The organism is uncultured Aquabacterium sp. (genome assembly GCF_947366995.1).
In the GTDB taxonomy this organism is placed as follows: domain Bacteria; phylum Pseudomonadota; class Gammaproteobacteria; order Burkholderiales; family Burkholderiaceae_C; genus Aquabacterium.
In genome coordinates this window covers 1-23,219 of record NZ_CANBCC010000003.1, presented here as the reverse complement: position 1 = coordinate 23,219, position 23,219 = coordinate 1, and the positions used below count along the sequence as shown (strand labels likewise).

Genomic DNA, 23,219 nt, shown 5'->3' with positions numbered 1-23,219 from the left:
GGGTGCGGCTCGGATGCACGCTTGCTGCGACAATCCGCACCCCATGCGTCACCCCACCGAGTCCGAAGTGGCCGCCGTCGAAGCGGCCGACACGCTGGTCGAAGCTGCGCGCCCGGTGCGACGCGCGCCGCGGCAGTCCCGCGCGCGTCGCCTCACCGAAGTGGTGCTGCAGGCCACGGCCGAGGTGTTGCGCGCGCGCGGGCTGGCGGGCCTGAGCACGAACGAGGTCGCTCGCCAGGCGGGCGTCAGTGTGGGGGCGATCTACCAGTACTTCCCGGACAAGGCGGCGTTGCTGGTGGCCTTGCGACAGCGGCATGCCAACGAGATGGGGGATGCCGTCTACGCTGCGTGGCGCGATGCAGCGCCGGCCTCGCTGTCCGAGGCGGTGGCGGCCCTGGTGCGGGGGCTGTTTGCAGCCCATGCGCTCGACCCGACCCTGCACGCCCAGCTGGAAGCCGAGGCGCCCTTTGTCGACCTGCCGCCGCGGGAGGCCGTGGCGGACACGGCTTCGATGTGTGGGCCGCGTGGTGTGCTGGCGGGGCAGGCGGAGACGATGACGCAAGCGGGAGGGCTGTGGGCCTGCTGGCGTTCCGCACTCGCAGGACTTGTCGGCCCTGGGGCGGCGGGCGTGTCGCTGGATGTGGCCGCCTGGGTCTCGCTGCAGATGGCCGACGGCCTCGCCCACTCCGCCTGGGTGACGGCGTCGCAGCGGCCGCTGCCCTTTGCCGTGGACGCGCTGGAGGCCGCGGCCGTGCAGGCGGTGCAGGCCTATCTGGGCCACCTGGAGGGCGGGCGCCCGCAGGCCTGACCGCGCTCGTGCCTTACGACCCCGATGGGCACCGGCCTTGGCCGCGAAGCCGGCGTGCTCAGGCGGCGAGCCGGGCCTTGCCGGTTGCCCCCACCGCGCCGGGCTTCTTGAACTGCATCACGCCGTCTTCCAGCTCGCCGTTGCGCAGCTGGTCCATGTCGAGGGCGTAGTTCTGATAGAGCTTCCACGGTGCGCGGTCGGCGCCCTTGGGCAGATGCGCTTCAGCGCGGGCCACGTAGCCCGACGTCATGTCCAGCAGCGGTGCGGGCCGCACGTTCGGATCCTTGCGCTCGGCCACGGCGATGCGGGTGCCGGTGCGGTCCATGTGCTTGAGCAGGCGGCACACGTACTCGGCAATCAGGTCGGCCTTCAGCGTCCACGAGGCGTTGGTGTAGCCCAGCGTGTTCGAGAAGTTGGGGATGTCGCTGAACATCAGCCCCTTGTACGAGATATGCTGGTTCATCTGGATGGCCTGACCGTCCACGCTGATCTGCATGCCCCCGAACAGGCGCAGGTTCAGGCCGGTGGCGGTGACGATGATGTCCGCCTCCAGCACCTGCCCCGACTTCAGCAGGATGCCTTTCTCGACGAAGCGGTCGATGTGGTCGGTCACGACATTGGCCTTGCCCTTGCGGATGGCCTTGAACAGGTCGCCATTGGGCACCGCGCACAGACGCTGGTCCCACGGGTTGTAGGGCGGCGTGAAGTGCTTCATGTCGAAGTTGGGGCCGACCTGCGCCTTGACCTGCTTGAGCAGCAGCTTGCGCATGAAGTTGGGGTACTTGCGCGAGAGCTTGAAGATGCCCTGGGTGATGAAGTTGTTGCGCGCGCGGCTGATGTTGTAGACCGTCATCGCGGGCAGGAACTTCAGCAGGAAGCGCACCATCGGGTCGAACTGCGGCACCGAGATCACGTAGCTGGGCGTACGCTGCAGCATGGTCACCATCCTGGCCTTGTCCGTCATCGAGGGGATGAGGGTGATGGCGGTGGCGCCCGAGCCGATGACCACGACGCGCTTGCCGCTGTAGTCGAGGTTCTCGGGCCAGAACTGCGGGTGGATGACCTGGCCCTTGAAGGCGTCACGGCCCTTGAACTCGGGCGTGAAGCCTTCTTCGTAGTTGTAATAGCCCGAGCACATCATCAGCCAGCCGCAGGTGAGCTGCACGGTTTCGCCTGACGTCTTCTGTACCGTGACGGTCCAGGTGGCGGTCTCGCTGTGCCAGTCTGCCGCGGTCACCTTGCTGCCGAAGCGGATGTGGCGCTCGATGTCGTTCTCACGCGCCGTTTCCTGGATGTAGTTGCGGATGCGGTGGCCGTCGGCAATGACTTGTTTCTCGGTCCAGGGCTTGAAGTTGTAGCCCAGGGTGTACATGTCCGAGTCGGAGCGGATGCCGGGGTAGCGGAACAGGTCCCAGGTGCCGCCGATGGTGTCACGCCCTTCGAGGATGGCGAAGGTCTTGCCGGGACACTGGGTCTTGAGGTGGCGGGCCGCGCCGATGCCGGACAGGCCGGCGCCAACAATCAGGACGTCAAAGTGTTCGGACATGCGGGGGCTCCTGCGACACGGCGGTCGGTGAGGGGAGGGCCGGCAGAGGGCCGCCGCAGGGTACTCAGGAGGGCGCAGGCGGGCTCGTGACCGACCCCCGTTGAACGGGGGGAACGAGCCGGACTCTATATTTGAAACGCCGCGTTGTCAAAATGGGCGGCCCTTGTGCAGGGGTGGTCGTGCGACACCACCGCCCACCCGCAGGAGCGGGTTTCACCGGATGCCGATGAAGAGCTTCCAGCGCTTTTCGTTCTCGCGCTTGGCTTCGAACAGCGCCTGGTCGGCCTGCGCGAGCAGGGTGCGGGGGCTGTCGACGTCGTCGTCGTAGGCGGCGATGCCCACCGAAATGCCGACGCCGACGGTGTCGCCCGATGAGAGCGCGATGGGGTTGGCGACGGCCCGCACGATGCGGCGGGCGAGCACCTGGGCGTCGTCGCGGCCACCGTGGCGCATCACCACGCCGAACTCGTCGACGCCGAAACGGGCCACGACGTCGCCCGTGCGAACCTGGGCCTGGATGCGCTCGGCCACGGCGCGCAGCACCTCCACGCCAGCGGCATGGCCGAAGCCGTCGTTGACCTCCTTGAAGCCGTCGAGGTCCATGACGAGCACGGTGAAAGGTTCGCCGCGGCGCATGGCGTGCGCCAGTTCCACCGTGAGCGCCTGATCGAAGTGGGCGCGGTTGGCGAGCCCGGTGAGCGGGTCGGTGATGGCCTGGCGCGCCAGGGTGCGGCGCTGCGCGTGGGCGTCGATGGCGTACCAGCTCAGGCGGGCGATGTCGGTCAGGGCCTGGCGCTGGCCGGCGTCCAGCCCGCGGGCCTCGGGCGCGGCCACACAGATGACGCCGAGCACGTGGCCGGCTTCGTCCTCGATCGGCGCGCCGGCGTAGAAGTGCCAGTCCGGCAGCATCTGACGCACGGGGTGGTCACGAAAGCGCGGGTCTTCGGCGAGGTCCGGCACGCACAGCAGGCCCAGCGCCCGGGCGGTGTCCTCGGCCAGGCTGGATTCCAGCGGCAGGGCCGCATGCGCCACCCCTACGCGGGCCTTGAACCAGAGTCGGTCGCGGTCGAGCAGGCCAATGGCGGCCACGGGGGTGCCGCAAGCGTGGGCGGCGAGGCGGGCCAGCGCGTCGAAATCGGCCGCGGGCGGCGTGTCGAGGATGGCGTGGTCGTGCAGGGCGTCGAGGCGCTCGGCTTCGTCGGGGCTCAGGGCGGTGTCAAGCGGGATGGAGGGCATGGCGCAACCTTGCGGGAATTGCCAGCCTTATCGGCCGGATCGGGCGGGAACTCAAGCCTCGGCCCAGCGGGCCGGGTCGAGCCGGTAGAAGCGTTGGAGTTGCGCGTAGAGCGCCGGTTCCCCGGCTGCGAGCTGCGCCGGCTGCTCGAAGAAGGCCTCGCTGGCCACGGCGAAGAACTCGCACGGGTCGGTGGCGCCGTAGGGGTCGAGCAGCGTGGCGGCGTCCCGGTCGGCCGCGTCCACCAAGCGTTGGTAGGCCTCGCCCAGCACGGCGGCCCAGTTGTGGCCGGCGGGCGGCGCTTCGAGGTCGACGCTGAGACCGTGGGCGTCGTCGAGCTGGTGGGCGAACTCGTGGATGACCACGTTGTAGCCGTCGTCTGGCACTGCGGCGCTGTCCAGCGTGTCAGCCCACGAGAGCACGACCTGGCCTTCGTGCCAGGATTCACCGGCGCGGGCTTCCTCGCCATCGAAAACCACGCCGGCGCGATCCTGGTGGCGCAGGCGCACCACGAAGGCGTCGGGGTACAGCAGGATCTGGCGTACGCGGTCGTAGTCGCCGTCGTCGCGGCCGAGAATGGGCAGGCAGGCCAGGGCGGCCACGGTGACGCGCATTTCCTCGGTGACCTCGAGCCCCTGGCAGCCGATGAAGGCCTTGTCGGCCAGGAACACACGCATGCGGGCATGCAGTGCGACCTGCAGCGGGGCCGGCAGGCGGGCCACCAGCGGCACACGGCGCTGTAGCACGCGCAGCCAGAAGGCGGGCAGCGGTTGGGCGCGCAGACGCTGGCGCTGGCGGGCCACCCACATCGGGCGGCCCACCAGCACGGCGAGGACCAGCGCGGTGAGGATCAGCAGGAGCACGGGCAACATCCCCCCATTTGTCGGGCGTGGCTCAGGAGGTCATCTGTCCCCACAGCCACCAGCCGAACGCGGCCGCACCGAGCACCCAGATCAGGATGAACAGCCCCGCCATGGCAGCCACCCGGGGCAGCCGTTCGGTGAGGGCGTCGGCGCGCGCGCGGGCATCGGCCAGCACCGCGGGGGGCAGCAGCCGCACGATGAGCCAGATGCCCAGCGGCACCAGGATCACGTCGTCCAGGTAACCGAGCACCGGGATGAAATCGGGGATCAGGTCGATGGGGCTGAGCGCGTAGGCGGTGACGGCCAGGGCCAGCAGGCGCACGCTGGTCGGGGTGCGCGGGTCACGGGCGGCAAACCACACCAGCGCGACATCGCGTTTCATGCGGCGCGCCCAGGTGCGCAGGCGATCGAACAGGCTCATGGCGGGCATCGGAAGAGGGCGAGGGGGGTGGAGCACGGCGGCCATTGTCGCCCGCGGGCGTCAGCTGCCGGCGGTGGCCCCGTGGGGGCGCGTGGCGGCCGGGCGCATCCAGCTGAGAACCTGGGCGGCCATGCCGTCTGCCAGTGCGGCCGAGGGCACGCACACGGTGCCCTGGGTGGCCTCCCGCAACAGGGCAGCCTCGTCCTCGCTGGCGCCATGCAGCAGGACCTGGATGGCCGGATTGAGCTGGCGGGCGATGTCCACCATGCGGCGCGCGCGCAGCGTGTCGTCGCCGGTCACCAGCAGCACCGAGGCGCGGGCGATGTGCGCCTGGATGAGCACGGCCGGGTCGGTCGGGTCACCGGCCACGGCGGCCACCCCTTCCCGCCGCAGCTGGTCGACCACGGCGCGGTTGCCATCGGCGACCACGAATGGCACCTGATCCGCGTGCAGCAGCGCCGCCACCCGCTGCCCCACTTCGCCATGGTCGACCAGCACCACATGCCCCGTGAGGCGGGCCGCGTCGACGCTGGTCGGCAGCTCGGCCAGCGGGTCGTCGCGAGCGCCCAGGCGGCGGGCGAGCTCGGAGCGCTCGCCCAGCCAGTCCCGCAGCGGCTCGAGCACAGCAAAGAGCGCGGTGTTGAGGGCGATCGAGAGCAGGGCGGCGCCGAGAACCAGATCCTGCCCTTCCTTGGGCAGCAACTGCAGCGACATGCCCAGACCCGCCAGGATGAAGGAGAACTCGCCGATCTGGGCCAGCCCCGTGCCGACCGTGAGGGCGGTGCTCAGCGGGTAGCGCAGCAGCAGCACCAGGGCGACGGCCGCCACCGTCTTGCCGACCACGATGATGGCCACCGTGAGCGCCAGCTTGCCGGGCGAGGTCCACAGCACGGCCGGGTCGAACAGCATGCCGACCGAGACGAAGAAGAGCGCGGTGAAGGCGTCGCGCAGCGGCAGCGATTCGTCGGCTGCGCGGTGGCTGTAGGCCGACTCGCGCATCATCATGCCGGCGAAGAAGGCGCCCAGCGCAAACGACACATCGAACAGGCGGGCCGCGCCATAGGCCACACCCACGGCGCTGGCCACCACGCACAGCGTGAACAGCTCGCGCGAGCCCGTGCGTGCCACCCACCACAGCATGCGCGGGAACACCCGCCGGCCCACCACCAGCATGAGTGCGATGAAGCCGATAACCTTGGCCAGGGTCAGCGCGATGGTGCTGCCCAGGTTGGCGGGCGGCTCGGCCGAGGCGCCCTCGCCCGATGCAGCCAGCATGGGGGCAAAGGCGGGCAGCAGCACCAGCACGAGCACCATGACGAGGTCTTCGACAATGAGCCAGCCCACGGCGATGCGGCCGTTGACAGTTTCGTCGAGGCCGCGCGTTTCCAGCGCCTTGAGCAGCACCACCGTGCTGGCCACCGACAGGCACAGGCCGAACACCACGCCCGCGCCGATCGACCAGCCCCAGGCGTGGGTGGCGGCGAAGCCGAGCGCCACGGCCACCGCAATCTGCACGATGGCGCCCGGCACGGCGACCTTGCGCACGGCCAGCAGTTCGGCCACCGAAAAGTGCAGCCCCACGCCGAACATCAGCAGCATCACACCGATCTCGGCCAGTTGTCCGGCCATCTGCACGTCGGCCACGAAACCGGGGGTGGCCGGGCCGATGGCCACGCCGGCCAGCAGGTAGCCCACCAGCGGCGGCACCTTCAGGCGCGAGGCGACGAAGCCCAAGGCCAGGGCGAGGGCGAAACCGGCGGCCAGCGTCGAAATCAGCGACACGTCATGGTGCATGGCGGGGTCTTTCCTGCGTGAGGGGGCGTGGGCTTGCCCCATTCTAGAAAGGCTCCGCCGTGGGCGGCGTGGGGTTCAGCCCGCAGGCCGTTCGTCCGGCATGGACATCGCCCGCCACAGGATGCCGAAGAGCGCGTCGAACTGGGCCACGAGCGGTTGCTGCTCGCCCCGCACGATGTGCATCAGCACCACCCGGCCGACGATGCCCATGAAGACGTCGAGCAGCACCTTGTGGGACACCTGGTTGTTCAGCACCCCCCGGGCCTGCCCGTCCTTGAACACGCCCAGGAAGGCGCCCATCAGCTCCGGACTTTCGTACACGCGGATGTGGCGATGGCGCGAGACGGGCACGGCGGTGAACAGCAGCAGCATCACCGCCGGATGCTTGTCCATGTAGTCGAGCGTGACCCAGCACGTCTTGCGCAGCCGCTCGCGCGCGTCGTCGATGCCCTGCAGGTGGTCGATCATGCGCTCGGCCAGTCGACCCAGCATCACGTCGAGCATGGCGTAGACCAGCACTTCCTTGCTGCCGAAGTACTTGTAGATGGTCTGCAGCGACACGTTGGCGGCCTTGGCGACGTCGAGCAGGCTCACCTCGTGGAAGTCGCGTTGCGAGAACAGCGACAGCACCGCCTTCTCGATGCGGCCCAGCGTTTCGGGGCGCATGCGGGCCAGGGCCGCACGGCGGTCGTCCGCATCGGACGGAGGGGGCGCGCGCCCGATGTCGGGCGATGCGGCGGCGGACTTCATGGCAAGACTGCGTTCCAGAGTGGAAATCCATCTTACCAAATGAACGCCTGTTTGAAGAAAAGCGGGTTCGGCCTCTTGCCGGAGGGCGTCCAGCTCACCAAGATCGGAACCCGACAAGAACCTTGCTGCAAAGGGATCCGCTGCGACATCGGTGTCGCGGCGGCACCCCGAAGCCCGAGTGGCGACCCGCTCTTCGTGCGGTAATCCAGATTACTGTTTTGGGCCGGGTCTCATGCGGCGGGGCATGCCCAACGCGGCCGTGTGCGGCCCGACCTTCAGGAGACACCATGACCATCGACTGCTTTGCCGCCCCGTGGATGACCGACGAACACCAGATGCTGCTCGACTCGGCCACCCGCTTCTTCACCGAGCAATGGGGGCCGCGTGACGAGGCCTGGCGCGCGCAGGGCATGATGGACCGGGCGGCCTGGCGTGAGGCGGGCGAGCAGGGCTTTCTGTGCGCCGGCATCCCCGAGGAGTACGGCGGTGGTGGCGGCGATTTCGGGCACGAGGCCGCGCTGATCCTGGCGCAGGGCGCGGCCGGCCAGAGCGGCTTTGGCGGCTCGCTGCATTCGGGCATCGTCGCGCCCTACATCCTGCATTACGGCACCGAAGAGCAGAAGCGCCGCTGGCTGCCCCGCCTGGCCACCGGCGAGCTGGTGGGCGCCATCGCGATGACCGAGCCGGGTACCGGATCGGACCTGCAGGGCGTGCGCACGCTGGCGCTGCGCGAGGGCGACACCTACCGCATCAACGGCAGCAAGACCTTCATCACCAACGGCCAACTGGCCAACCTCGTCATCGTGGTCACCAAGACCAACAAGGACGAGGGCGCGCACGGCGTGTCGCTGATGGTGGTCGAGACCGACGAGGTGCAGGGCTTCCGCCGCGGGCGCAACCTCGACAAGCTGGGCATGGAGGCGCAGGACACCTCGGAGCTGTTCTTCGACGACATGGTGGTGCCGAAGGAAAACCTGCTGGGCGGCACCGAGGGGCAGGGCTTCTTCCAGCTGATGCAGGAGCTGCCGCAGGAGCGTCTGATCGTGGCGCTGGCCGGCGTGGCCGCGATGCAGTTCGCGATGAAGGAGACGCTGGCCTACACCAAGGAGCGCAAGGCCTTCGGCAAGCCGGTGTTCAGCTTCCAGAACAGCCGCTTCAAGCTGGCCGAGTGCCAGGCCATGCTGCTGGCCTGCCAGGCCATGACCGATGCGGCCGTGGTGGCCCACCTGCAGGGCAAGCTGGGCGTGGACCGTGCGGCGCTGCTGAAGTACTACGTGACCGAGCACCAGTTCAAGCTGGCCGACGAATGCCTGCAGCTGTTCGGCGGCTATGGCTACATGCGCGAGTACCCGATCGCCCGTGTGTGGGCCGACGCGCGCGTGCAGCGCATCTATGGCGGCACCAACGAGATCATGAAGGAACTGGCTTCTCGTTTCTTGTGACGCGGCTGCATCCGCCCGAGAGGCCGAGTTCACCCACGAAATTCTGTAGCCGAGGAACCCTCATGACCGAAGCCTATGTTTACGACGCCGTGCGCACGCCGCGCGGCAAGGGCAAGAAGGACGGCAGCCTGCACCAGGCCACGCCGGTGTGGTTGCTGCGCACGCTGCTGCGGGCGCTGCAGCAGCGCAACCAGCTCGACACCGCGCTGGTGGACGACGTGGTGCTGGGCTGTGTGACGCCGGTGGGCGAGCAGGGCGCCGACATCGCGCGCACCGCCGTGCTCGATGCCGGCTGGGCCCAGACGGTGGCCGGCGTGACGCTGTCGCGCTTCTGTGCCTCGGGCCTCGAGGCCGTGAACCTGGCCGCCGCCAAGATCATGTCCGGCATGGAAGACATGGTCGTGGCCGGCGGCGTCGAATCGATGAGCCGCTGGCCCATGGGCAGCGACGGCGGCGCCTGGGTCATGGACCCGCGCATCAACACCGGCACGGCCTTCGTGCCGCAGGGCATCAGCGCCGACCTGATCGCCACGCTGGAAGGCTTCAGCCGCACCGAGCTCGACGTCTATGCCGCCGAATCCCACCGCCGTGCGGCCGCCGCGCAGGCCGAGGGTCGCTTTGCGAAGTCGGTCGTGCCCGTGCACGATCTGAACGGCCTGATGCTGCTCGACCGCGACGAGACCGTGCGCCCCGGCACCTCGGTCGAGACGCTGGCCAAGCTGAACGCGTCGTTCGAGATGATGGGCCACATGGGCTTCGACGCCACCGCGCTCGACAAGTACACCACCCTCGAACAGATCCAGCACGTGCACCACGCCGGCAACTCGTCGGGCATCGTCGATGGCGCGGCGCTGGTGCTGCTCGGCAGCAAGCAGGCCGGTGACAAGGCAGGCCTCAAGCCGCGCGCCCGCGTGCGCATGTGTGCCGTCATCGGCTCCGAGCCCACCATCATGCTGACCGGCCCCACGCCGGCCTGTCGCAAGGCGCTCGACAAGCTCGGCATGACGCCGGGCGACATCGACCTGTGGGAGATCAACGAGGCCTTTGCCACCGTGCCGATGAAGACGGCGCGCGACCTGGGCGTGCCGCTGGACCGCGTCAACGTCAACGGTGGCGCCATCGCGCTGGGCCACCCGCTGGGTGCCACCGGCGCCATCATCCTCGGCACCGCGCTGGATGAACTCGAGCGCACCGGCAAGGCCACCGCGCTGGCCACGCTGTGCATCGGTGCCGGCATGGGCATCGCCACCGTCATCGAACGCGTCTGAACGGAAAGGCTCATCACATGATCCAGAACAACGCCTTCACGCTCGAGGTGGACGCCGACGGCATCGGCCTCGTGACCCTCGACATGCCGGGCCGCGCGATGAACGTGCTCAACCCGGTGCTGCTCGAACCCTTTGCCCGGCTGGTGGACCAGCTGGAAACCGACGCCACGCTCAAGGGCCTGGTGCTGACCTCGGCCAAGCCGACCTTCGTGGTGGGCGCCGACATCGACCAGCTCGCCCAGATCCGCACGGCGGAAGAAGCCTTTGCGCTGTGCGAAGACCTCAAGCGCCTGCTGCGCCGCATGGAAACCTGTGGCAAGCCTGTGGTGGCCGCACTCAACGGCACGGCGCTGGGCGGTGGCCTGGAGCTGGCGCTGGCCTGCCACGCCCGCATCGCGCTCAGTGATCCGAAGCTGAAACTCGGCCTGCCCGAAGTGAAGCTGGGCCTGCTGCCGGGGGGCGGCGGCACGCAACGTGTGCTGCGGCTGGTGGGCATCCAGAAGGCCATGGACCTCATCACCCAGGGCAAGGAACTGGGTGCCCGGAAAGCGCTGGAGATGGGCCTCGTCACGGCGCTGGCCGCCACCCGTGACGATCTGCTCGCCCAGGCCAGGGCGTGGTGTCGTGCCAACCCGAAGCCCACGCAGCCGTGGGACACCAAGGGCTTCCGCATCCCCGGTGGCGACAGCAAGAGCCCGGCGGTGGTGCAGGTGCTGGCCATCGCGCCCTCGATGGCGAATGCCAAGGCGCACGGCAACCATCCGGCGCTCACCCACATCATGAGCTGCCTGTTCGAAGGTGGCCTGCTCGATTTCGACGCCGGCTGCCAGATCGAGTCGCGCTACTTCGCCGCCTGCGTCGTCTCGCAGACCAGCCGCAACCTGATCGGCACGCTGTGGCACCAGCTCAACGCCATCAAGAAGGGCCAGTCGCGCCCGGCCGGTCTGCCGGAGTCCACGGTGAAGAAGGTCGGCATCCTCGGCGCCGGCATGATGGGCGCGGGCATTGCGTATGTGTCGGCCAAGGCCGGCATCGAGGTGGTGCTGCTGGACACCACCATCGAGCAGGCCGACAAGGGCAAGGCCTATTCGCAAGGCCTGCTGGACAAGGCCATCGCACGCGGCAAGAGCACGCCCGACAAGCGCGATGCGTTGCTGGCCCGCATCCAGCCCACCACGCGGTATGAAGACCTGGCCGGCTGCGATCTGGTCATCGAGGCCGTGTTCGAAGACCGGGGCATCAAGGCCCGCTGCACGGAGCAGGCCGAGGCGGTGATCCCGGCCACGGCGGTGTATGCGTCCAACACCTCGACGCTGCCCATCACCGGCCTGGCCGAGGCCAGTGTCCGGCCGGACCAGTTCATCGGACTGCACTTCTTCTCGCCGGTCGACAAGATGCCGCTGGTCGAGATCATCGTGGGTGCGAAGACCAGCGACGCCACGCTCGCCCGCGGCTTCGACTATGTGCGCCAGATCGGCAAGACGCCCATCGTGGTCAACGACCGGCGCGGCTTCTACACCTCGCGCGTGTTCGCCACCTACATCATGGAGGGCATTGCGATGCTGGGCGAGGGCGTGCACCCGCGCTCGATCGAGGTGGCCGGGCTGAAGGCCGGCATGCCGATGCCGCCGCTGGCGCTGCAGGACGAGGTCTCGCTGAGCCTGTCGCTGCACATTGCCGAGCAGACCCGCAAGGACCTGGAAGCGGAAGGCAAGCCGGTGCCCGTGCACCCGGCCCATGCGGTGCTGGTGAATGTGGGGGCCACGCATGGCCGCGTCGGCAAGAAGGCCAGCCAGGGCTTCTACGACTACAGCGGCAAGGACAAGCGCCTGTGGCCTGCGTTGACTACGCTGTACCCGCCGTGTGTCGACCAGCCCGCTCAGGCCGAGCTGGTGGACCGGCTGCTCTACGCCCAGGCCAACGAAGCGGCACGCTGTTTCGAAGAGGGCGTGGTGCGCTCGGTGGCCGATGCCAACATCGGCTCGATCTTCGGCTGGGGCTTTGCGCCGCACCACGGCGGCGCGCTGCAGTTCATCAATGCGGTGGGTCCGGCGCGCTTTGTCGAGCGGGCACGTGAGCTGGCGCAGCGACATGGCTCACGCTTTGAGCCTGCGGCCTGTGTGGTGCAGATGGCCGATGAGGGCCGCCTGTTCGAGGGCACCGCATGAGCGCGCTGGCCGGTGCCGGCCTGGTCGGTCTGCTCGAGGGCGTGACCGTGGTGGACCTGAGCCGCAACCTGCCCGGGCCCTTTGGTTCCCGCATGCTGGCCGACCTGGGCGCCCACGTCATCAAGGTCGAGCCGCCGGAGGGGGATCCGGCCCGCTCCCTGCCCGCGCTGTTTGCTGCGCTGAACCACGGCAAGGCCACGCGCCAGATCGACTTTCGCGCGCCGGACGACCTGGCGCGCCTGCGCGACCTGCTGGCCACCGCCGACGTGATGCTCGACAGTTTCCGCCCTGGCGTGCTGGCCGGCATGGGCCTGGACGCGGCCACGCTGCACGCGCGCCATCCGCGGCTGGTGATGGTGTCCATCACAGGGTATGGCCAGACCGGGGCGTGGGCGGACAAGGCCGGGCACGACCTGAACTTCATGGCCTTGTCGGGCGTGCTGGACCAGATCCGCGCGCCCACCGGCGAGCTGGCCTTGCCGAACGTGCAGTGGGGCGATCTGGCCGGTGGGGCTTCGATGGCGGTGATTGCCGTGCTGGCGGCCCTCCATGCGGCGCAGCGCACCGGCCGTGGCCGCCACATCGACGTCAGCATGGCGCATGCGCTGCACGCCCATCTGGTGATGCCGCAGGCCACGGCCGCCTTGCTCGCCCCGGTGCTCGGGCACCCGCCTGGCGCGGGTGAAGACATGCTCAACGGCGGCCTGCCCTGTTACCGGCTCTACGAGACGGCTGACGGGCGCCACCTCGCGGTGGGGGCGCTGGAGCACAAGTTCTGGCGTGCCGCCTGTGCCGTGTTCGAGCGCCCTGACTGGGTGGAGCGCCACTGGCAACGCGGCATTCCGCCCGGTGCCCCCGATGCGCGGGCCTTGTGCGGCGAGGTGGCCGCGCGGGTGCGCGGCCGCACGCTGGCCGAGTGGTCGGTGCGCTTCGCCTCCGCCGATGCCTGCGTGACCCCCGTCCTGACGCAGGCCGAAGCCCGGAGTCACCCGCTGTTTGCGGAGCGCAGCGGGACGCCCTGGGCCACGGTGGCCTGAAGGGCATCAGGCCGCGTCGGCGTGACCTCGCCCTGCGGTCAGGTACATCAGCCCACGCCGTTCCGTGAGCACCCCTTCGCGGGCAAACGCGGCCATCGTGCGGCTCGCTGTTTCCGTCGTCAGGCCCAGGAGCGCACCCATGTCGGCCCGCGAGGGGGCCACGAACGCGCCACCCGGCTGGTGGCGCGCGAGGTGATGCAGCAGGCGCCAGACGCGTTCGCGTGCCGTGCCGGTCGACAGGCTGTCGATCACGAAATCGGCCTGGTCGACGTTGGCCTTCCAGTGCCGCATGAGGTTGGCGTAGGCCTGGGGGTCATGGTCTGCCCACGTCAGCAGCGCGCCGCTGGGCGCCGAGCACACGGTGACCTGCCCCACGGCCGCGGCATCGTGGCTGTAGGGCTCGTGCAGCAGCGCCTCAAGCCCGAACACATGGCCGGGCCCCAGCAGCCGCACGATCCGCACGTGGCCGTTGGGGTGCTGGTGCTGCAGCTTGATCGTGCCCTGCCGCACCACGTGCACCCGCAGGCCGGGCTGCCCTTCGCGCTCGACCTGCTCGGCCAGACGAAGGGCGCGGCTGGTGACGCTCGAACGTGCGCCGTCGGCCAGCGGGCCCTCGCCCAGCCCGGTGAACAGGCAGGTACCCCGGGTGGGGCATGCAGCGCAGGCCGGCATGGCGTCGTGCACGGAGCCTGGCAACGCGCGGAGGCGCGGGGGCAGGGCGGTCAAAGGGGCACTCCTGAAGTTTGTCAGAACGCCCGTCTTCCGCGCGGGCTGCGGGGCTGCTGCGGGTCAACAGCCAGCATCAAGTTTGACCATGAAATGTGTCGGATGGCAATGCCTTGCATGCGGTTACGCCTAAGCGGCGCGGATGCCGCAAACGGCATTGCTTCTCCCCCGAAGGTCGAGTGCCGGTCCCCTTCATCCGAGGGGGGGGGCTTTTCCGATTGCGGTTTCGCAATGACCGGCCCCGGATGTATCGGCAGCATCAAATCGTGTGATCTGTCACGGACGCACGCCCAAGAAATTCTCCTTCTCCATCAACCCGGGAGTTCCTCATGAAATTGTCTTCTCTGGCTCTTGCCGCAGTCCTGTCGCTGACCGCCGCAGCCGCTTCGGCCGAAACGCTGGTGGCCTACGAGGTCTACAAGTCGAGCACCACGTTCTCCACGGCAGGTACCTTCACGCAGCGCTACGACTACTACCTGGATCCGGTGTCCTTCCCGGACCAGCAGGCCGAAGTGGGCTGGGCCTTCACCGAACTGAAGTTCAAGAACGTCAAGGACATCACCTTCGGCACCGATGCCGTGACCTTCTATACGAGCACCGGCACGCCGCTGTGGTCTGGCACCCCTTCGTCGGTTGCTGGCGCTGACTCGCTCAGCGTGGACACCTTCACGACGCCGACGTCGCACTTCTATCTGATTGTCAAAGGCAACGTCATCGGCACCGGCCCCGGCCCGCTGGGTTCGTACTCGATGGAAATCACCGCAGCCCCCGTCCCCGAGCCCGAGTCCCTGACCCTGGCCCTGGGCGGCCTGGGCCTGGTCGGCACCGCGCTGTACAAGCGTCGCCGCGCCGCTGCCAACGCCTGATCCGCGCCCTGCGGCGCATCAGAACAACAGCCTGTGACGTCCCGGCGACCCTGAGGCCGCCGCACGCGTCCGACCCGATGCACGACGCCTCGCCTGCCCGCAGGTGAGCGCGCCGAGGGCATCGCCTTGCCTGCCCCGGCTTGCCCGCGGCAGGCATTTTCATGTCAGTCGCCTTCAGGGGAGGGCACTGCCCGCGCCGGGGCCAGCCGCCCCTGGCGCCACCGCAGCAGGGCCTCCTGCAACGCTGACAGGTCGCCGAGCACGGTGACGCCGGGCACGGGGCGCCGCGCCAGCATGGGGTGCCGTCCACCGACCCACACCGCCACCGAGGCGGGCAGCTTGGCGCGCAGTTCGGGCAGCAGGTCCTGGATGAGCGTGGCGGGGGCGGCGCTGCTGAAGCCCAGTGAGACCACGTCGGCGCGGTGTGCGGCGCACGCATGCACCAGATCCCACAGCGGGGTCTGGGCGCCCAGGTTGATGGGCTGCGCCTGCCAGACGGCCAGTGCCACTTCGACCGTCAGCACCCCGAGCGCGTGGGGCTCGCCCGGCAAGGTGGTCAGCAGCACGCGGGGCGCCTGCTGGGGCAGGGGCTCGGGCAGGGTCGACAGTCCGCCCTGCAGCACTTGCTGCACGAGCTGACTCACCCAATGCTCCTGCGCGATCTGAAAGCGCCCGCGCAGCCAGCCATCGCCCACGAGGGCCAGCAGCGGCGTGGCCACCGCGGTGACGAAGGACAGCAGACCCAGCGAAGCCACTGCATGCCGCAGATGGCGGTGCAGCCCATGGTGATCGTGCTGATCGATCAACGCGAGGCAAGGGCCGACCCAGGTCTCGTCGGCATGGGCGGGCATGCTGACGATGGCACCGGGCGCCCAGGTCGGCGCGGTTTCCAGGCGCGAGCGTCCAGCAGGCGACATGCGGCCCAGGCCCTGTGCGTCGGCGCTGCGATCGGCCAGTGTCTGCAGGTCGTCGGTGGGCAACTGCACGATGCGGCCCGGGCGGTGTCCCACGTCCAGCAGCCGCTTGATCAGGCGCAGGCGCTCCACTTGTTCGACGGGGTAGCAGCGTTCGCCCTGGCGATCCCGCGCCGGATTCGGGAAACCGTAGCGGCGCTCCCAGATTCGCAAGGTGTCCTTGCTCAGGCCGGTGTCGCGTTCGACGGCGGCGATCGACATCATCAGGGGCGGGTTCATGCTGGTGGCTGCATCCGGAACGGCGGGGCCCGCGTATCAGCCCCTGACTCGACAAGACTGGACAAACCGTGTGCAGGGTCACGGCGCACTGGACGCGCCATTGCCGAACACTGGTCGAGTCGCTAATATAGGTCCAACCGGCGTTTTGACCAAGACAAAAAGGATGACAAGATGAAGCCACACGCCCTCAAGCGGTTCATGCTCGTGACGGCCGCGTGCCTGTCGGCTTCCCTGTCTGCGCTCGCCGCGCCGCCGCCCGTGCCAGCGTCCAGTCCGGCGGCCTGCCCGGCGTTGCTGGACAAGACCTTTCCCCGCCTGCAGGACGAGAAGCCGCAGTCGCTGTGTCAGTACAGCGGTCGCGTCGTCCTGGTGGTCAACACCGCGAGCTACTGCGGCTTCACGAAGCAGTACGCCGGCCTGGAGGCGCTGTACAGCCGTTACAAGGACCGAGGCCTGGTGGTGCTCGGGTTCCCGTCGAACGACTTCGGCAACCAGGAACCTGGCGCGGCGAAGGAGATCGCCGAGTTCTGCAACAACACCTACGGCGTGAAGTTCCCGATGTTTGCGAAAAGCAGCGTCCGGGGCAGTGCGGCGAACCCGTTGCACAAGGAATTGACCGCGCTCAGCGGTACCTCGCCTAAGTGGAACTTCTACAAGTACCTCATCGCCCGGGATGGGCGCTCGGTGAGTGCTTACAGCAGCATGACTTCGCCGGACGACAAGGAGTTTGTCCAGGACATCGAGCGTCTGCTGAGCCAGGCTCGCTGAAGAAACCTGCTATTCCAGCGCCACCCGTGGCGCATCTGTTACCGTTCGGTTATGATATGACCGAACAGTAATTTAATCGGCAGCCCTGCCGGTCGGCCCAGAGGACCCCACCCATGAAACGCATCGCCATCATCGGCGCCGGCATTGCCGGCCTGGGTGCCGCGCACCGGCTGAGCCAGGCATCTGGCGCCCGCCACGTGACGCTGTTCGAGGCAGGACGCCATTTTGGCGGTCATGCCAACACGGTCGATGTGACCTTGCCTGACGCCAGCGGGCGTCCCGTCACCCATGGGGTGGACACGGGCTTTCTGGTCTTCAACGAGCGCACCTATCCGCAGCTCATCGCGTTGTTCAAGGAACTGCGCGTGGCCACCGCCGCGTCCGACATGTCGTTCTCCGTGCAGATCCCCGACCAGGTTCAGGGGCTGGCCGGGCTGCGTGCCGGCCTGGAATGGTGCGGCTCCTCGCTGAACACGGTGTTCGCCCAGCGGCGCAACCTGGTGTCCCCGGCGTTCTGGCGCATGCTGTCCGACCTGCTGCGCTTCAACCGGCTCACCACTGAACTGGCCCAGCGTGGCAGTGAAGCCGCGCTGCGTCAGCCGATCGGCGCCTTCCTGGACGAACACGGCTTCAGCGCGTCCTTCCGCGAAGGCTACCTGCTGCCCATGGTGGCCTGCATCTGGTCTTGCCCGGTGCATCAGATGATGCAGTTCCCGATCGCCACGCTGATCCGCTTCTGTCACAACCATGGTCTGCTGCAGGTGGCAAACCGACCGCAGTGGTACACCGTGGCCGGGGGCTCGCGTCAGTATGTGCGCCGCGTTCTCGACGGCCTGGCCGACGCGCGGCTGGCCACGCCGGTCGAGCGCGTCCAGGTGCTGGGCGAACACGGCGAGGCCGGCGTGATGGTGCACACCGCCGCCGGCGGCGAGCGCTTTGACGAGGTCGTCTTCGCCTGTCACTCCGATCAGGCGCTGACCTTGCTGGGCGCGGGGGCCACCGACCCTGAGCGCAACGTGCTGGGCGCCATCGGCTACCACCGCAACCGCGCGGTCCTGCACACCGACACCGCGCTGCTGCCGCGTCGCCCCAAGGCCTGGGCTGCCTGGAACTACGAGCGCGCGCCCACGCCCACCGAGGAAGACCGCGGCGTGTGCCTGCACTACCTGATCAACCGCCTGCAACCGCTGCCCTGGGCCCGGCCGGTGGTGGTCTCGCTGAATCCGCTGCGTGAGCCGGATCCGGCCCAGGTGCTGGCCGAGTTCGATTACGCCCACCCGGTCTTCGACCAGGCCGCGATCGATGCCCAGCAGGCGCTGCCCGGCATCCAGGGCCGCCGCAGCCTGTGGTTTGCCGGCGCGTGGACGGGCTACGGCTTCCATGAGGACGGCCTCAAGTCGGGCCTGTCGGTGGCCGACGGCCTGCTGTCCCGCGAGGGCGTCTCCGCAGGCCCGGCGCGGGCGAGCCAGGAGTGCGCGGCATGAGCCTCGCGCAAGCCGCCGATCTCGTCGGGCTGGTGCGCCCGCTGATCGGCTTTGGCCAGGTGCGCCACACACGGCTTCGGCCGGCGCGGCACGCCTTCGCCTACCCGAGCTACTTCTGGATGCTGCCGCTGCGGGCGCTGGCCAGGCAACCCGTGGACGCCGTGCGACGCAATGCGCGCGGCTGGTTGAGCTTTCACGATGCCGACCACGGCGCGGGCGGGCCCGACGCACTGGCCTGGCTGGACGGCTTGCTGCGCGAGGCGGGCGCCTGGGATGAAACGCTGACGCGCGGCGAAGTCTGGCTCCAGACCTACCCCCGTGTGCTGGGCTATGCCTTCAAGCCCGTGAGCTTCTGGTACGTGCACCGGGCCGACGGCGCCCTCCACGCCATCGTCGCCGAGGTCAACAACACCTTTGGCGAGCGCCATTGCTACCTCCTGCAGGGGCCGTCGCTCGGGTGGGGACGGGAGCAGCGGGCGGCCAAGGTCTTCCACGTATCGCCGTTCTGCGCGCTGGGCGGGCGGTACCGCTTTCGCTTCCTGCGCACGGGCAACCGGGTCGTGGCCCGCGTGGACCACGACGACGCACACGGCCCGCTGATCGAGACCGCGCTCAGCGGGGCGCTCGAGCCCCTCACGCCCCGGGCGGTGCGCCGTGCGATCTGGCGCTGGCCGCTGATGACCTGGGGTGTCGTGGCCCGCATCCACTGGCAGGCCTTGCAGCTGTGGCTCAAGCGCGTGCCCTTTCACACCAAACCCCCACATCCGCCCGCCGACTTCGTCACGGGCAGCCCGGCACCGAGCCCTCAAGGACCGCGCACACCATGAACCGCAGCACCCTCCTGGCTTCTTCTGCGTCGACCGAGCCTGCGACGCCCCTCCGCGCCGCGCACGACCTGCCGGCCGATGCCCCGCAGGCGGCGCGCATGGTGTGGCGCCTGCTGAAGCGCATGCACGTCGGCGTGCTCGACGTCCAATGGCCGGACGGCAGCACCGCCCATTTCGGCGAGGCCCGCGCAGGTGCCGACGGGTTGCGTGCCGGCCTGCGGCTGCACAACTGGTCGATGTGCTCGGCCGCGCTCAAATCCGGTGACATCGGCTTTGCCGAAGGCTACATCGCCGGCGACTGGACCACGCCCGACCTGACCGCGCTGCTCAAGGTGCTGATTGCCAACCGCGAGCAGATCGAGTCGGCCGTCTACGGGCGCTGGTGGGGGCGGCTGGCCTACCGCATCCGTCACTTGCTCAACCGCAACACGCGGGCCAACAGCCGGCGCAACATCCACGCGCATTACGATCTGGGCAACGCCTTCTACCGGCTGTGGCTGGATCACACGATGAGCTACTCGAGCGCCTGGTTCGAGGGCAACCTCGACCAGCCCATGGCCGACGCGCAGCATGCCAAGGTGCGGCGGGCGCTGCGCGAAGCGGGGGTGTGCGCCGAGGGGGGCGGCCAGCGCGTGCTGGAAATCGGCTGCGGCTGGGGCGGCCTGGCGGAGATCGCCGTGCGCGAATGCGGCGCGCACGTCACCGGGGTGACGCTGTCGACCGAGCAACTGCAATGGGCCCGCGACCGCATGGCGGGCGCCGGACTGGCGGCCTGGGCCGACCTGCGGCTGCAGGACTACCGCGACATCGCCGACGAGCCCTTCGACGCCGTCGTCTCCATCGAGATGTTCGAGGCCGTGGGCAAGGAGTACTGGGGCAGCTACTTCCAGACGTTGAACCGCTGCCTGAAGCCCGGTGGGCGCGCCTGCTTGCAGACCATCACCATCCGCGATGACCTGTTCGACCGCTATGTGAAGTCGACCGACTTCATCCAGCAGTACATCTTCCCGGGGGGCATGTTGCCGAGCGACGCGGCCTTCCGTGCCGAGGCGGCGCGCGCCGGGCTGGAGGTGGTCAACAGCCTGGCCTTCGGGCCGGACTACGCCGAGACGCTGCGTCGCTGGCGCGCCGAGTTCCACCGCCACATCCAGCAGGTGCAGCGCCTGGGCTTCGACGAGCGCTTCCAGCGCATCTGGGAGTTCTACCTGGCCTACTGCGAAGCCGCCTTCGACATGGGCAACACCGACGTCGTGCAGTACACGCTGCGCAAGCCGGGTTGACGCGCGCGACATGAGCGACACGCCGCTGCCCCACGCCGCCAGCGCGCGCTATGGCCTGCTGGGCCTGCCGCTTGCGTTCGTGGCGGTGCCGCTGTACGTGGTGCTGCCGCAGCATTACGGGCAGACGCTGGGCGTGCCCCTGAGCCTGCTGGGCGCCATCCTGTTGCTGACCCGCCTGGGCGACGCCTTGATCGACCCCTGGCTGGGTGGGTGGGTGGACCGGCTGCTGCGCCGCCCCGCGCGCGCCCGCGGTGCCGTGCTGGCGAGCGCCGCCGTGCTGGTGCTCGCTTTTGTGGCGCTGTTCTTTCCGCCGGTGCGGGGGCAGGGAGCGCTGCTGGGCTGGTGTGCTGTCGCGCTGCTGGTCACGTTTGGCGCCTACAGCCTGGCCAGCGTGGCGCATCTGGCTTGGGGCACGCGGTTGGGTGGCGTGCCGGTGCAGCGGGCGCGGTTGGTGGCATGGCGTGAAGGCTTCGGGCTGGCCGGTGTGCTGCTCGCCAACGTGCTGGCCACGCAGGCCGGCCCGGGCTGGACGGCCGTGGCACTGGCCTGCACGCTGGCCATCGGCCTGCTCGCGCTGTGGCGCGGGCCGACCCCGGTGGCGCACACCGGCGACGCCCATGCCACCCTGCCGGCCAGCACGCTGTGGCGACCGTGGCGCTTTGCCGGGTTCCGGCGGCTGATCGCGCTGTTCCTGGTCAACGGCATTGCGAGCGCCGTGCCGGCCACACTGGTGCTGTTCTTCATCCACGACCGCCTGCAGGCCCCTGCCTGGGCGCCGCTGTGTCTGGGTGCTTACTTCCTGGTGGGCGCACTCAGCGTGCCCTGGTGGCTGCGCGTGCTGGCCCGGCTGGGGCCGATGCGCAGCTGGGCCCTGGGCATGGCGCTGGCCACCGCGGCCTTTGCATGCGTGAACGCGCTGGGCGCCGGCGACACCACCGGCTACCTGCTGGTGTGTGTGGCGGCAGGCTGGGCGCTGGGGGCCGATCTCACGGCGCCTGGCACGCTGCTGACCGGCGTGGTGCAGCGCGCAGGCCAGGCTGGCCAGGCCGAGGGGGCCTTTGCCGGCTGGTGGCTGTGGGCCACCAAGCTCAACCTGGCCCTGGCCGCCGGCCTGGCCTTACCCCTGCTGCAGGCCCTGGGCTACACGCCCGGCGCGCGCGACCCCGAGGCACTGCTGGCCCTGGGGCTGGTCTATGGCGGCCTGCCCTGTCTGTTCAAGCTCGTGGCGCTGGCCCTGTGCTGGCGCTGGCGGCACCACCCGACGCTGGCCTGAGCGTCCCGTTGCCTGATTCAACCTGCTGTGGTGGACACCATGAAACCTCATCCTCTGCCCGATTTCGCCCAGGCCCTCCCCCCCTCGCCGGGGCGCCGCCGCATGCTGTCCGCCATCGGGGCCGGTGGCCTGGCGCTGATCGGTGGTCTGGCCGGCTGTGCCTCCGCCCCGGCGCCGTCCGACTACGCCACCGAAGAGCCGGTGCTCGATCTGCGCAGCTACTTCAATGGCCCGCTGACTGCGCATGGCGTCTTCACCGACCGCTCGGGCCGCGTCGTCAAGCGTTTCACGGTGAAGCTCGTAGGCCGCTGGGGCGGCGCGCATGGCGTGCTCGAAGAAGACTTTGTCTACAGCGACGGCACCACGCAGCGCCGTGTCTGGCGCCTGACGGACCTGGGACAGGGCCGCTGGCAGGGCGAGGCCGACGATGTGGTCGGCCAGGCCATGGGGCAATCGGCCGGCAATGCGCTGAACTGGCGCTACACGCTGGCGCTGCCGGTCGACGGCCGCATCTACCACGTGCAGTTCGACGACTGGATGTACCTCATGGACGAGCACGTGATGCTCAACAAGGCGGTGATGAGCAAGTTCGGCATCACGCTGGGCGAGGTCACGCTGTCTTTCCACAAACCCTGACGCCTCGCAGGAGCTGTTCGCATGGCGCTCAACCCCCCCGTGACCGACTGGCAGGGCCGCACCGTCTGGCTGGTGGGCGCGTCCAGTGGCATCGGCCAGGCCACCGCCGCCCGGCTGCATGCGCTGGGCGCGCGGGTGGCGGTGTCGGGGCGGCAGACGGCGGCGCTCGATGCTTTTGCCCGGGCCCACCCGGGCAGCCTCGCACTGTCGGTGGATGCGACCGAGCCCGGCGCGCTGCAGGCCGCCCATGATCGGCTGATGGCGTGGTCGCCTTCTGGCCGGCTCGACCTTGTCGCTTACTGTGCCGGCCACTACCAGCCCATGCGCGCCGAGGACTTCGATCTTGACGAGGCCTTGCGCCACCTGCAGGTGAATTACGAGGGGGCGCTGCGTCTGGTGTCGGCGGTCTTGCCTACGCTGCGTGCGCAGGGCGGCGGCCACCTCAGCCTCGTGGCCAGCGTGGCAGGCTACCGTGGTCTGCCCAAGGCGCTGGCCTACGGGCCGACCAAGGCGGCGCTGCACAACCTGGCCGATGTACTCTACCTCGACCTGGCGCCGCTCGGCATCGGCGTGTCCGTCGTCAATCCCGGCTTCGTGCAGACCCCCATGACCGCAGCCAACGACTTCACGATGCCGGCCCTGCTCACGCCGGCGCAGGCCGCCGAGGCCATCGTGCAGGGCTGGCAACGCGGGCACTACGAGATCCACTTCCCCCGCCGCTTCACCCTGTGGCTCAAGCTGATGCAGCACCTGCCGCATGCGTGGTATTTCCCGCTTGTCAAGCGGGGCACCGGGGTGTGAGCCCCTGGCGCGCCGGGCGCACAATGCCTTCACC

21 protein-coding genes are annotated in these 23,219 nt (G+C 69.4%); 13 read left to right on the top strand and 8 right to left on the bottom strand.

Annotated features, from left to right (window positions below; translation table 11 throughout):
- Positions 1 to 43: 43 nt before the first annotated feature.
- Positions 44 to 808: a TetR/AcrR family transcriptional regulator gene (locus tag Q0Z44_RS01830; protein WP_298009352.1), complete on the top strand. Its 765-nt coding sequence runs from the start codon at positions 44 to 46 to the stop codon at positions 806 to 808.
- A gap of 58 nt (positions 809 to 866) precedes the next feature.
- On the opposite strand, the gene Q0Z44_RS01825 is transcribed toward Q0Z44_RS01830, so the two are convergent.
- The 6 genes from Q0Z44_RS01825 to Q0Z44_RS01800 all read right to left on the bottom strand — a co-directional run bounded on the left by Q0Z44_RS01825 (position 867) and on the right by Q0Z44_RS01800 (position 7,416).
- A complete protein-coding gene (locus tag Q0Z44_RS01825) occupies positions 867 to 2,354 on the bottom strand; it encodes an NAD(P)/FAD-dependent oxidoreductase (protein ID WP_298009350.1) in 1,488 nt (495 codons plus the stop codon).
- 213 nt (positions 2,355 to 2,567) lie between these two features.
- A complete protein-coding gene (locus Q0Z44_RS01820) occupies positions 2,568 to 3,590 on the bottom strand; it encodes a sensor domain-containing diguanylate cyclase (protein WP_298009347.1) in 1,023 nt (340 codons plus the stop codon).
- Between the two features lie 51 nt (positions 3,591 to 3,641).
- Complete coding sequence (locus Q0Z44_RS01815; RefSeq protein WP_298009343.1) at positions 3,642 to 4,460, bottom strand: M90 family metallopeptidase; 819 nt, start codon at positions 4,458 to 4,460, stop codon at positions 3,642 to 3,644.
- Positions 4,461 to 4,482: 22 nt separating this feature from the next.
- Positions 4,483 to 4,872 carry a YkvA family protein gene (locus tag Q0Z44_RS01810; protein ID WP_298009340.1) on the bottom strand — a complete coding sequence of 130 codons (390 nt, stop codon included), beginning with the start codon at positions 4,870 to 4,872 and terminating at the stop codon, positions 4,483 to 4,485.
- Positions 4,873 to 4,932: 60 nt separating this feature from the next.
- Entirely contained in the window at positions 4,933 to 6,666 is a 1,734-nt protein-coding gene (locus Q0Z44_RS01805) for a cation:proton antiporter (protein WP_298009337.1), read from the bottom strand.
- A 75-nt stretch (positions 6,667 to 6,741) separates the two neighbouring features.
- Positions 6,742 to 7,416 (bottom strand): TetR/AcrR family transcriptional regulator, encoded by a 675-nt coding sequence (locus Q0Z44_RS01800; RefSeq protein WP_298009334.1) that lies wholly within the window; start codon positions 7,414 to 7,416, stop codon positions 6,742 to 6,744.
- Between the two features lie 287 nt (positions 7,417 to 7,703).
- Between Q0Z44_RS01800 and Q0Z44_RS01795 the strand changes: the two genes are divergently transcribed.
- From Q0Z44_RS01795 to Q0Z44_RS01780, 4 genes are all read left to right on the top strand, one after another.
- Complete coding sequence (locus Q0Z44_RS01795) at positions 7,704 to 8,858, top strand: acyl-CoA dehydrogenase family protein (protein WP_298009331.1); 1,155 nt, start codon at positions 7,704 to 7,706, stop codon at positions 8,856 to 8,858.
- A 62-nt stretch (positions 8,859 to 8,920) separates the two neighbouring features.
- Positions 8,921 to 10,126: an acetyl-CoA C-acetyltransferase gene (locus Q0Z44_RS01790; protein ID WP_298009328.1), complete on the top strand. Its 1,206-nt coding sequence runs from the start codon at positions 8,921 to 8,923 to the stop codon at positions 10,124 to 10,126.
- Between the two features lie 17 nt (positions 10,127 to 10,143).
- A complete protein-coding gene (locus tag Q0Z44_RS01785; RefSeq protein WP_298009325.1) occupies positions 10,144 to 12,294 on the top strand; it encodes a 3-hydroxyacyl-CoA dehydrogenase NAD-binding domain-containing protein in 2,151 nt (716 codons plus the stop codon).
- Positions 12,291 to 13,331, top strand: a complete 1,041-nt coding sequence (locus Q0Z44_RS01780) for a CoA transferase (protein ID WP_298009322.1) — start codon at positions 12,291 to 12,293, stop codon at positions 13,329 to 13,331. Before Q0Z44_RS01785 ends, Q0Z44_RS01780 begins: the two co-directional genes overlap by 4 nt.
- A 6-nt stretch (positions 13,332 to 13,337) precedes the next feature.
- Here the strand turns inward: Q0Z44_RS01780 and Q0Z44_RS01775 are convergent, their stop codons facing one another.
- Positions 13,338 to 14,057 (bottom strand): Crp/Fnr family transcriptional regulator, encoded by a 720-nt coding sequence (locus Q0Z44_RS01775; protein WP_298009319.1) that lies wholly within the window; start codon positions 14,055 to 14,057, stop codon positions 13,338 to 13,340.
- Between the two features lie 329 nt (positions 14,058 to 14,386).
- On the opposite strand from Q0Z44_RS01775, the gene Q0Z44_RS01770 reads away from it, so the two are divergent.
- Positions 14,387 to 14,923 carry an FxDxF family PEP-CTERM protein gene (locus Q0Z44_RS01770; RefSeq protein ID WP_298009316.1) on the top strand — a complete coding sequence of 179 codons (537 nt, stop codon included), beginning with the start codon at positions 14,387 to 14,389 and terminating at the stop codon, positions 14,921 to 14,923.
- Positions 14,924 to 15,087: 164 nt separating this feature from the next.
- Here the strand turns inward: Q0Z44_RS01770 and Q0Z44_RS01765 are convergent, their stop codons facing one another.
- A complete protein-coding gene (locus Q0Z44_RS01765) occupies positions 15,088 to 16,116 on the bottom strand; it encodes a MerR family transcriptional regulator (RefSeq protein ID WP_298009311.1) in 1,029 nt (342 codons plus the stop codon).
- A gap of 171 nt (positions 16,117 to 16,287) precedes the next feature.
- Between Q0Z44_RS01765 and Q0Z44_RS01760 the strand changes: the two genes are divergently transcribed.
- The 7 genes from Q0Z44_RS01760 to Q0Z44_RS01730 all read left to right on the top strand — a co-directional run bounded on the left by Q0Z44_RS01760 (position 16,288) and on the right by Q0Z44_RS01730 (position 23,185).
- Complete coding sequence (locus Q0Z44_RS01760) at positions 16,288 to 16,884, top strand: glutathione peroxidase (protein ID WP_298009308.1); 597 nt, start codon at positions 16,288 to 16,290, stop codon at positions 16,882 to 16,884.
- Positions 16,885 to 16,997: 113 nt separating this feature from the next.
- Entirely contained in the window at positions 16,998 to 18,368 is a 1,371-nt protein-coding gene (locus tag Q0Z44_RS01755) for an FAD-dependent oxidoreductase (RefSeq protein WP_298009305.1), read from the top strand.
- Positions 18,365 to 19,195, top strand: coding sequence for a DUF1365 domain-containing protein (locus Q0Z44_RS01750; RefSeq protein WP_298009302.1), 831 nt, complete (start codon positions 18,365 to 18,367; stop codon positions 19,193 to 19,195). The genes Q0Z44_RS01755 and Q0Z44_RS01750 overlap by 4 nt, the downstream gene beginning before the upstream one ends.
- 98 nt (positions 19,196 to 19,293) lie before the next feature.
- Complete coding sequence (locus Q0Z44_RS01745) at positions 19,294 to 20,475, top strand: cyclopropane-fatty-acyl-phospholipid synthase family protein (protein ID WP_298009570.1); 1,182 nt, start codon at positions 19,294 to 19,296, stop codon at positions 20,473 to 20,475.
- 10 nt (positions 20,476 to 20,485) lie between these two features.
- Entirely contained in the window at positions 20,486 to 21,748 is a 1,263-nt protein-coding gene (locus Q0Z44_RS01740; RefSeq protein WP_298009300.1) for an MFS transporter, read from the top strand.
- A 102-nt stretch (positions 21,749 to 21,850) separates the two neighbouring features.
- On the top strand, positions 21,851 to 22,384 hold the full coding sequence (locus tag Q0Z44_RS01735) for a DUF3833 domain-containing protein (RefSeq protein WP_298009567.1): 534 nt from the start codon (positions 21,851 to 21,853) through the stop codon (positions 22,382 to 22,384).
- Between the two features lie 21 nt (positions 22,385 to 22,405).
- Complete coding sequence (locus Q0Z44_RS01730) at positions 22,406 to 23,185, top strand: SDR family NAD(P)-dependent oxidoreductase (protein WP_298009297.1); 780 nt, start codon at positions 22,406 to 22,408, stop codon at positions 23,183 to 23,185.
- Positions 23,186 to 23,219: the final 34 nt, after the last annotated feature.

Coding starts and splice junctions, on each gene's coding strand:
- Q0Z44_RS01830 (WP_298009352.1), top strand. CDS start 44: ATGCGTCACCCCACCGAGTCCGAAGTGGCCGCCGTCGAAGCGGCCGAC.
- Q0Z44_RS01825 (WP_298009350.1), bottom strand. CDS start 2,354: ATGTCCGAACACTTTGACGTCCTGATTGTTGGCGCCGGCCTGTCCGGC.
- Q0Z44_RS01820 (WP_298009347.1), bottom strand. CDS start 3,590: ATGCCCTCCATCCCGCTTGACACCGCCCTGAGCCCCGACGAAGCCGAG.
- Q0Z44_RS01815 (WP_298009343.1), bottom strand. CDS start 4,460: ATGTTGCCCGTGCTCCTGCTGATCCTCACCGCGCTGGTCCTCGCCGTG.
- Q0Z44_RS01810 (WP_298009340.1), bottom strand. CDS start 4,872: ATGAGCCTGTTCGATCGCCTGCGCACCTGGGCGCGCCGCATGAAACGC.
- Q0Z44_RS01805 (WP_298009337.1), bottom strand. CDS start 6,666: ATGCACCATGACGTGTCGCTGATTTCGACGCTGGCCGCCGGTTTCGCC.
- Q0Z44_RS01800 (WP_298009334.1), bottom strand. CDS start 7,416: ATGAAGTCCGCCGCCGCATCGCCCGACATCGGGCGCGCGCCCCCTCCG.
- Q0Z44_RS01795 (WP_298009331.1), top strand. CDS start 7,704: ATGACCATCGACTGCTTTGCCGCCCCGTGGATGACCGACGAACACCAG.
- Q0Z44_RS01790 (WP_298009328.1), top strand. CDS start 8,921: ATGACCGAAGCCTATGTTTACGACGCCGTGCGCACGCCGCGCGGCAAG.
- Q0Z44_RS01785 (WP_298009325.1), top strand. CDS start 10,144: ATGATCCAGAACAACGCCTTCACGCTCGAGGTGGACGCCGACGGCATC.
- Q0Z44_RS01780 (WP_298009322.1), top strand. CDS start 12,291: ATGAGCGCGCTGGCCGGTGCCGGCCTGGTCGGTCTGCTCGAGGGCGTG.
- Q0Z44_RS01770 (WP_298009316.1), top strand. CDS start 14,387: ATGAAATTGTCTTCTCTGGCTCTTGCCGCAGTCCTGTCGCTGACCGCC.
- Q0Z44_RS01765 (WP_298009311.1), bottom strand. CDS start 16,116: ATGAACCCGCCCCTGATGATGTCGATCGCCGCCGTCGAACGCGACACC.
- Q0Z44_RS01760 (WP_298009308.1), top strand. CDS start 16,288: ATGAAGCCACACGCCCTCAAGCGGTTCATGCTCGTGACGGCCGCGTGC.
- Q0Z44_RS01755 (WP_298009305.1), top strand. CDS start 16,998: ATGAAACGCATCGCCATCATCGGCGCCGGCATTGCCGGCCTGGGTGCC.
- Q0Z44_RS01750 (WP_298009302.1), top strand. CDS start 18,365: ATGAGCCTCGCGCAAGCCGCCGATCTCGTCGGGCTGGTGCGCCCGCTG.
- Q0Z44_RS01745 (WP_298009570.1), top strand. CDS start 19,294: ATGGTGTGGCGCCTGCTGAAGCGCATGCACGTCGGCGTGCTCGACGTC.
- Q0Z44_RS01740 (WP_298009300.1), top strand. CDS start 20,486: ATGAGCGACACGCCGCTGCCCCACGCCGCCAGCGCGCGCTATGGCCTG.
- Q0Z44_RS01735 (WP_298009567.1), top strand. CDS start 21,851: ATGCTGTCCGCCATCGGGGCCGGTGGCCTGGCGCTGATCGGTGGTCTG.
- Q0Z44_RS01730 (WP_298009297.1), top strand. CDS start 22,406: ATGGCGCTCAACCCCCCCGTGACCGACTGGCAGGGCCGCACCGTCTGG.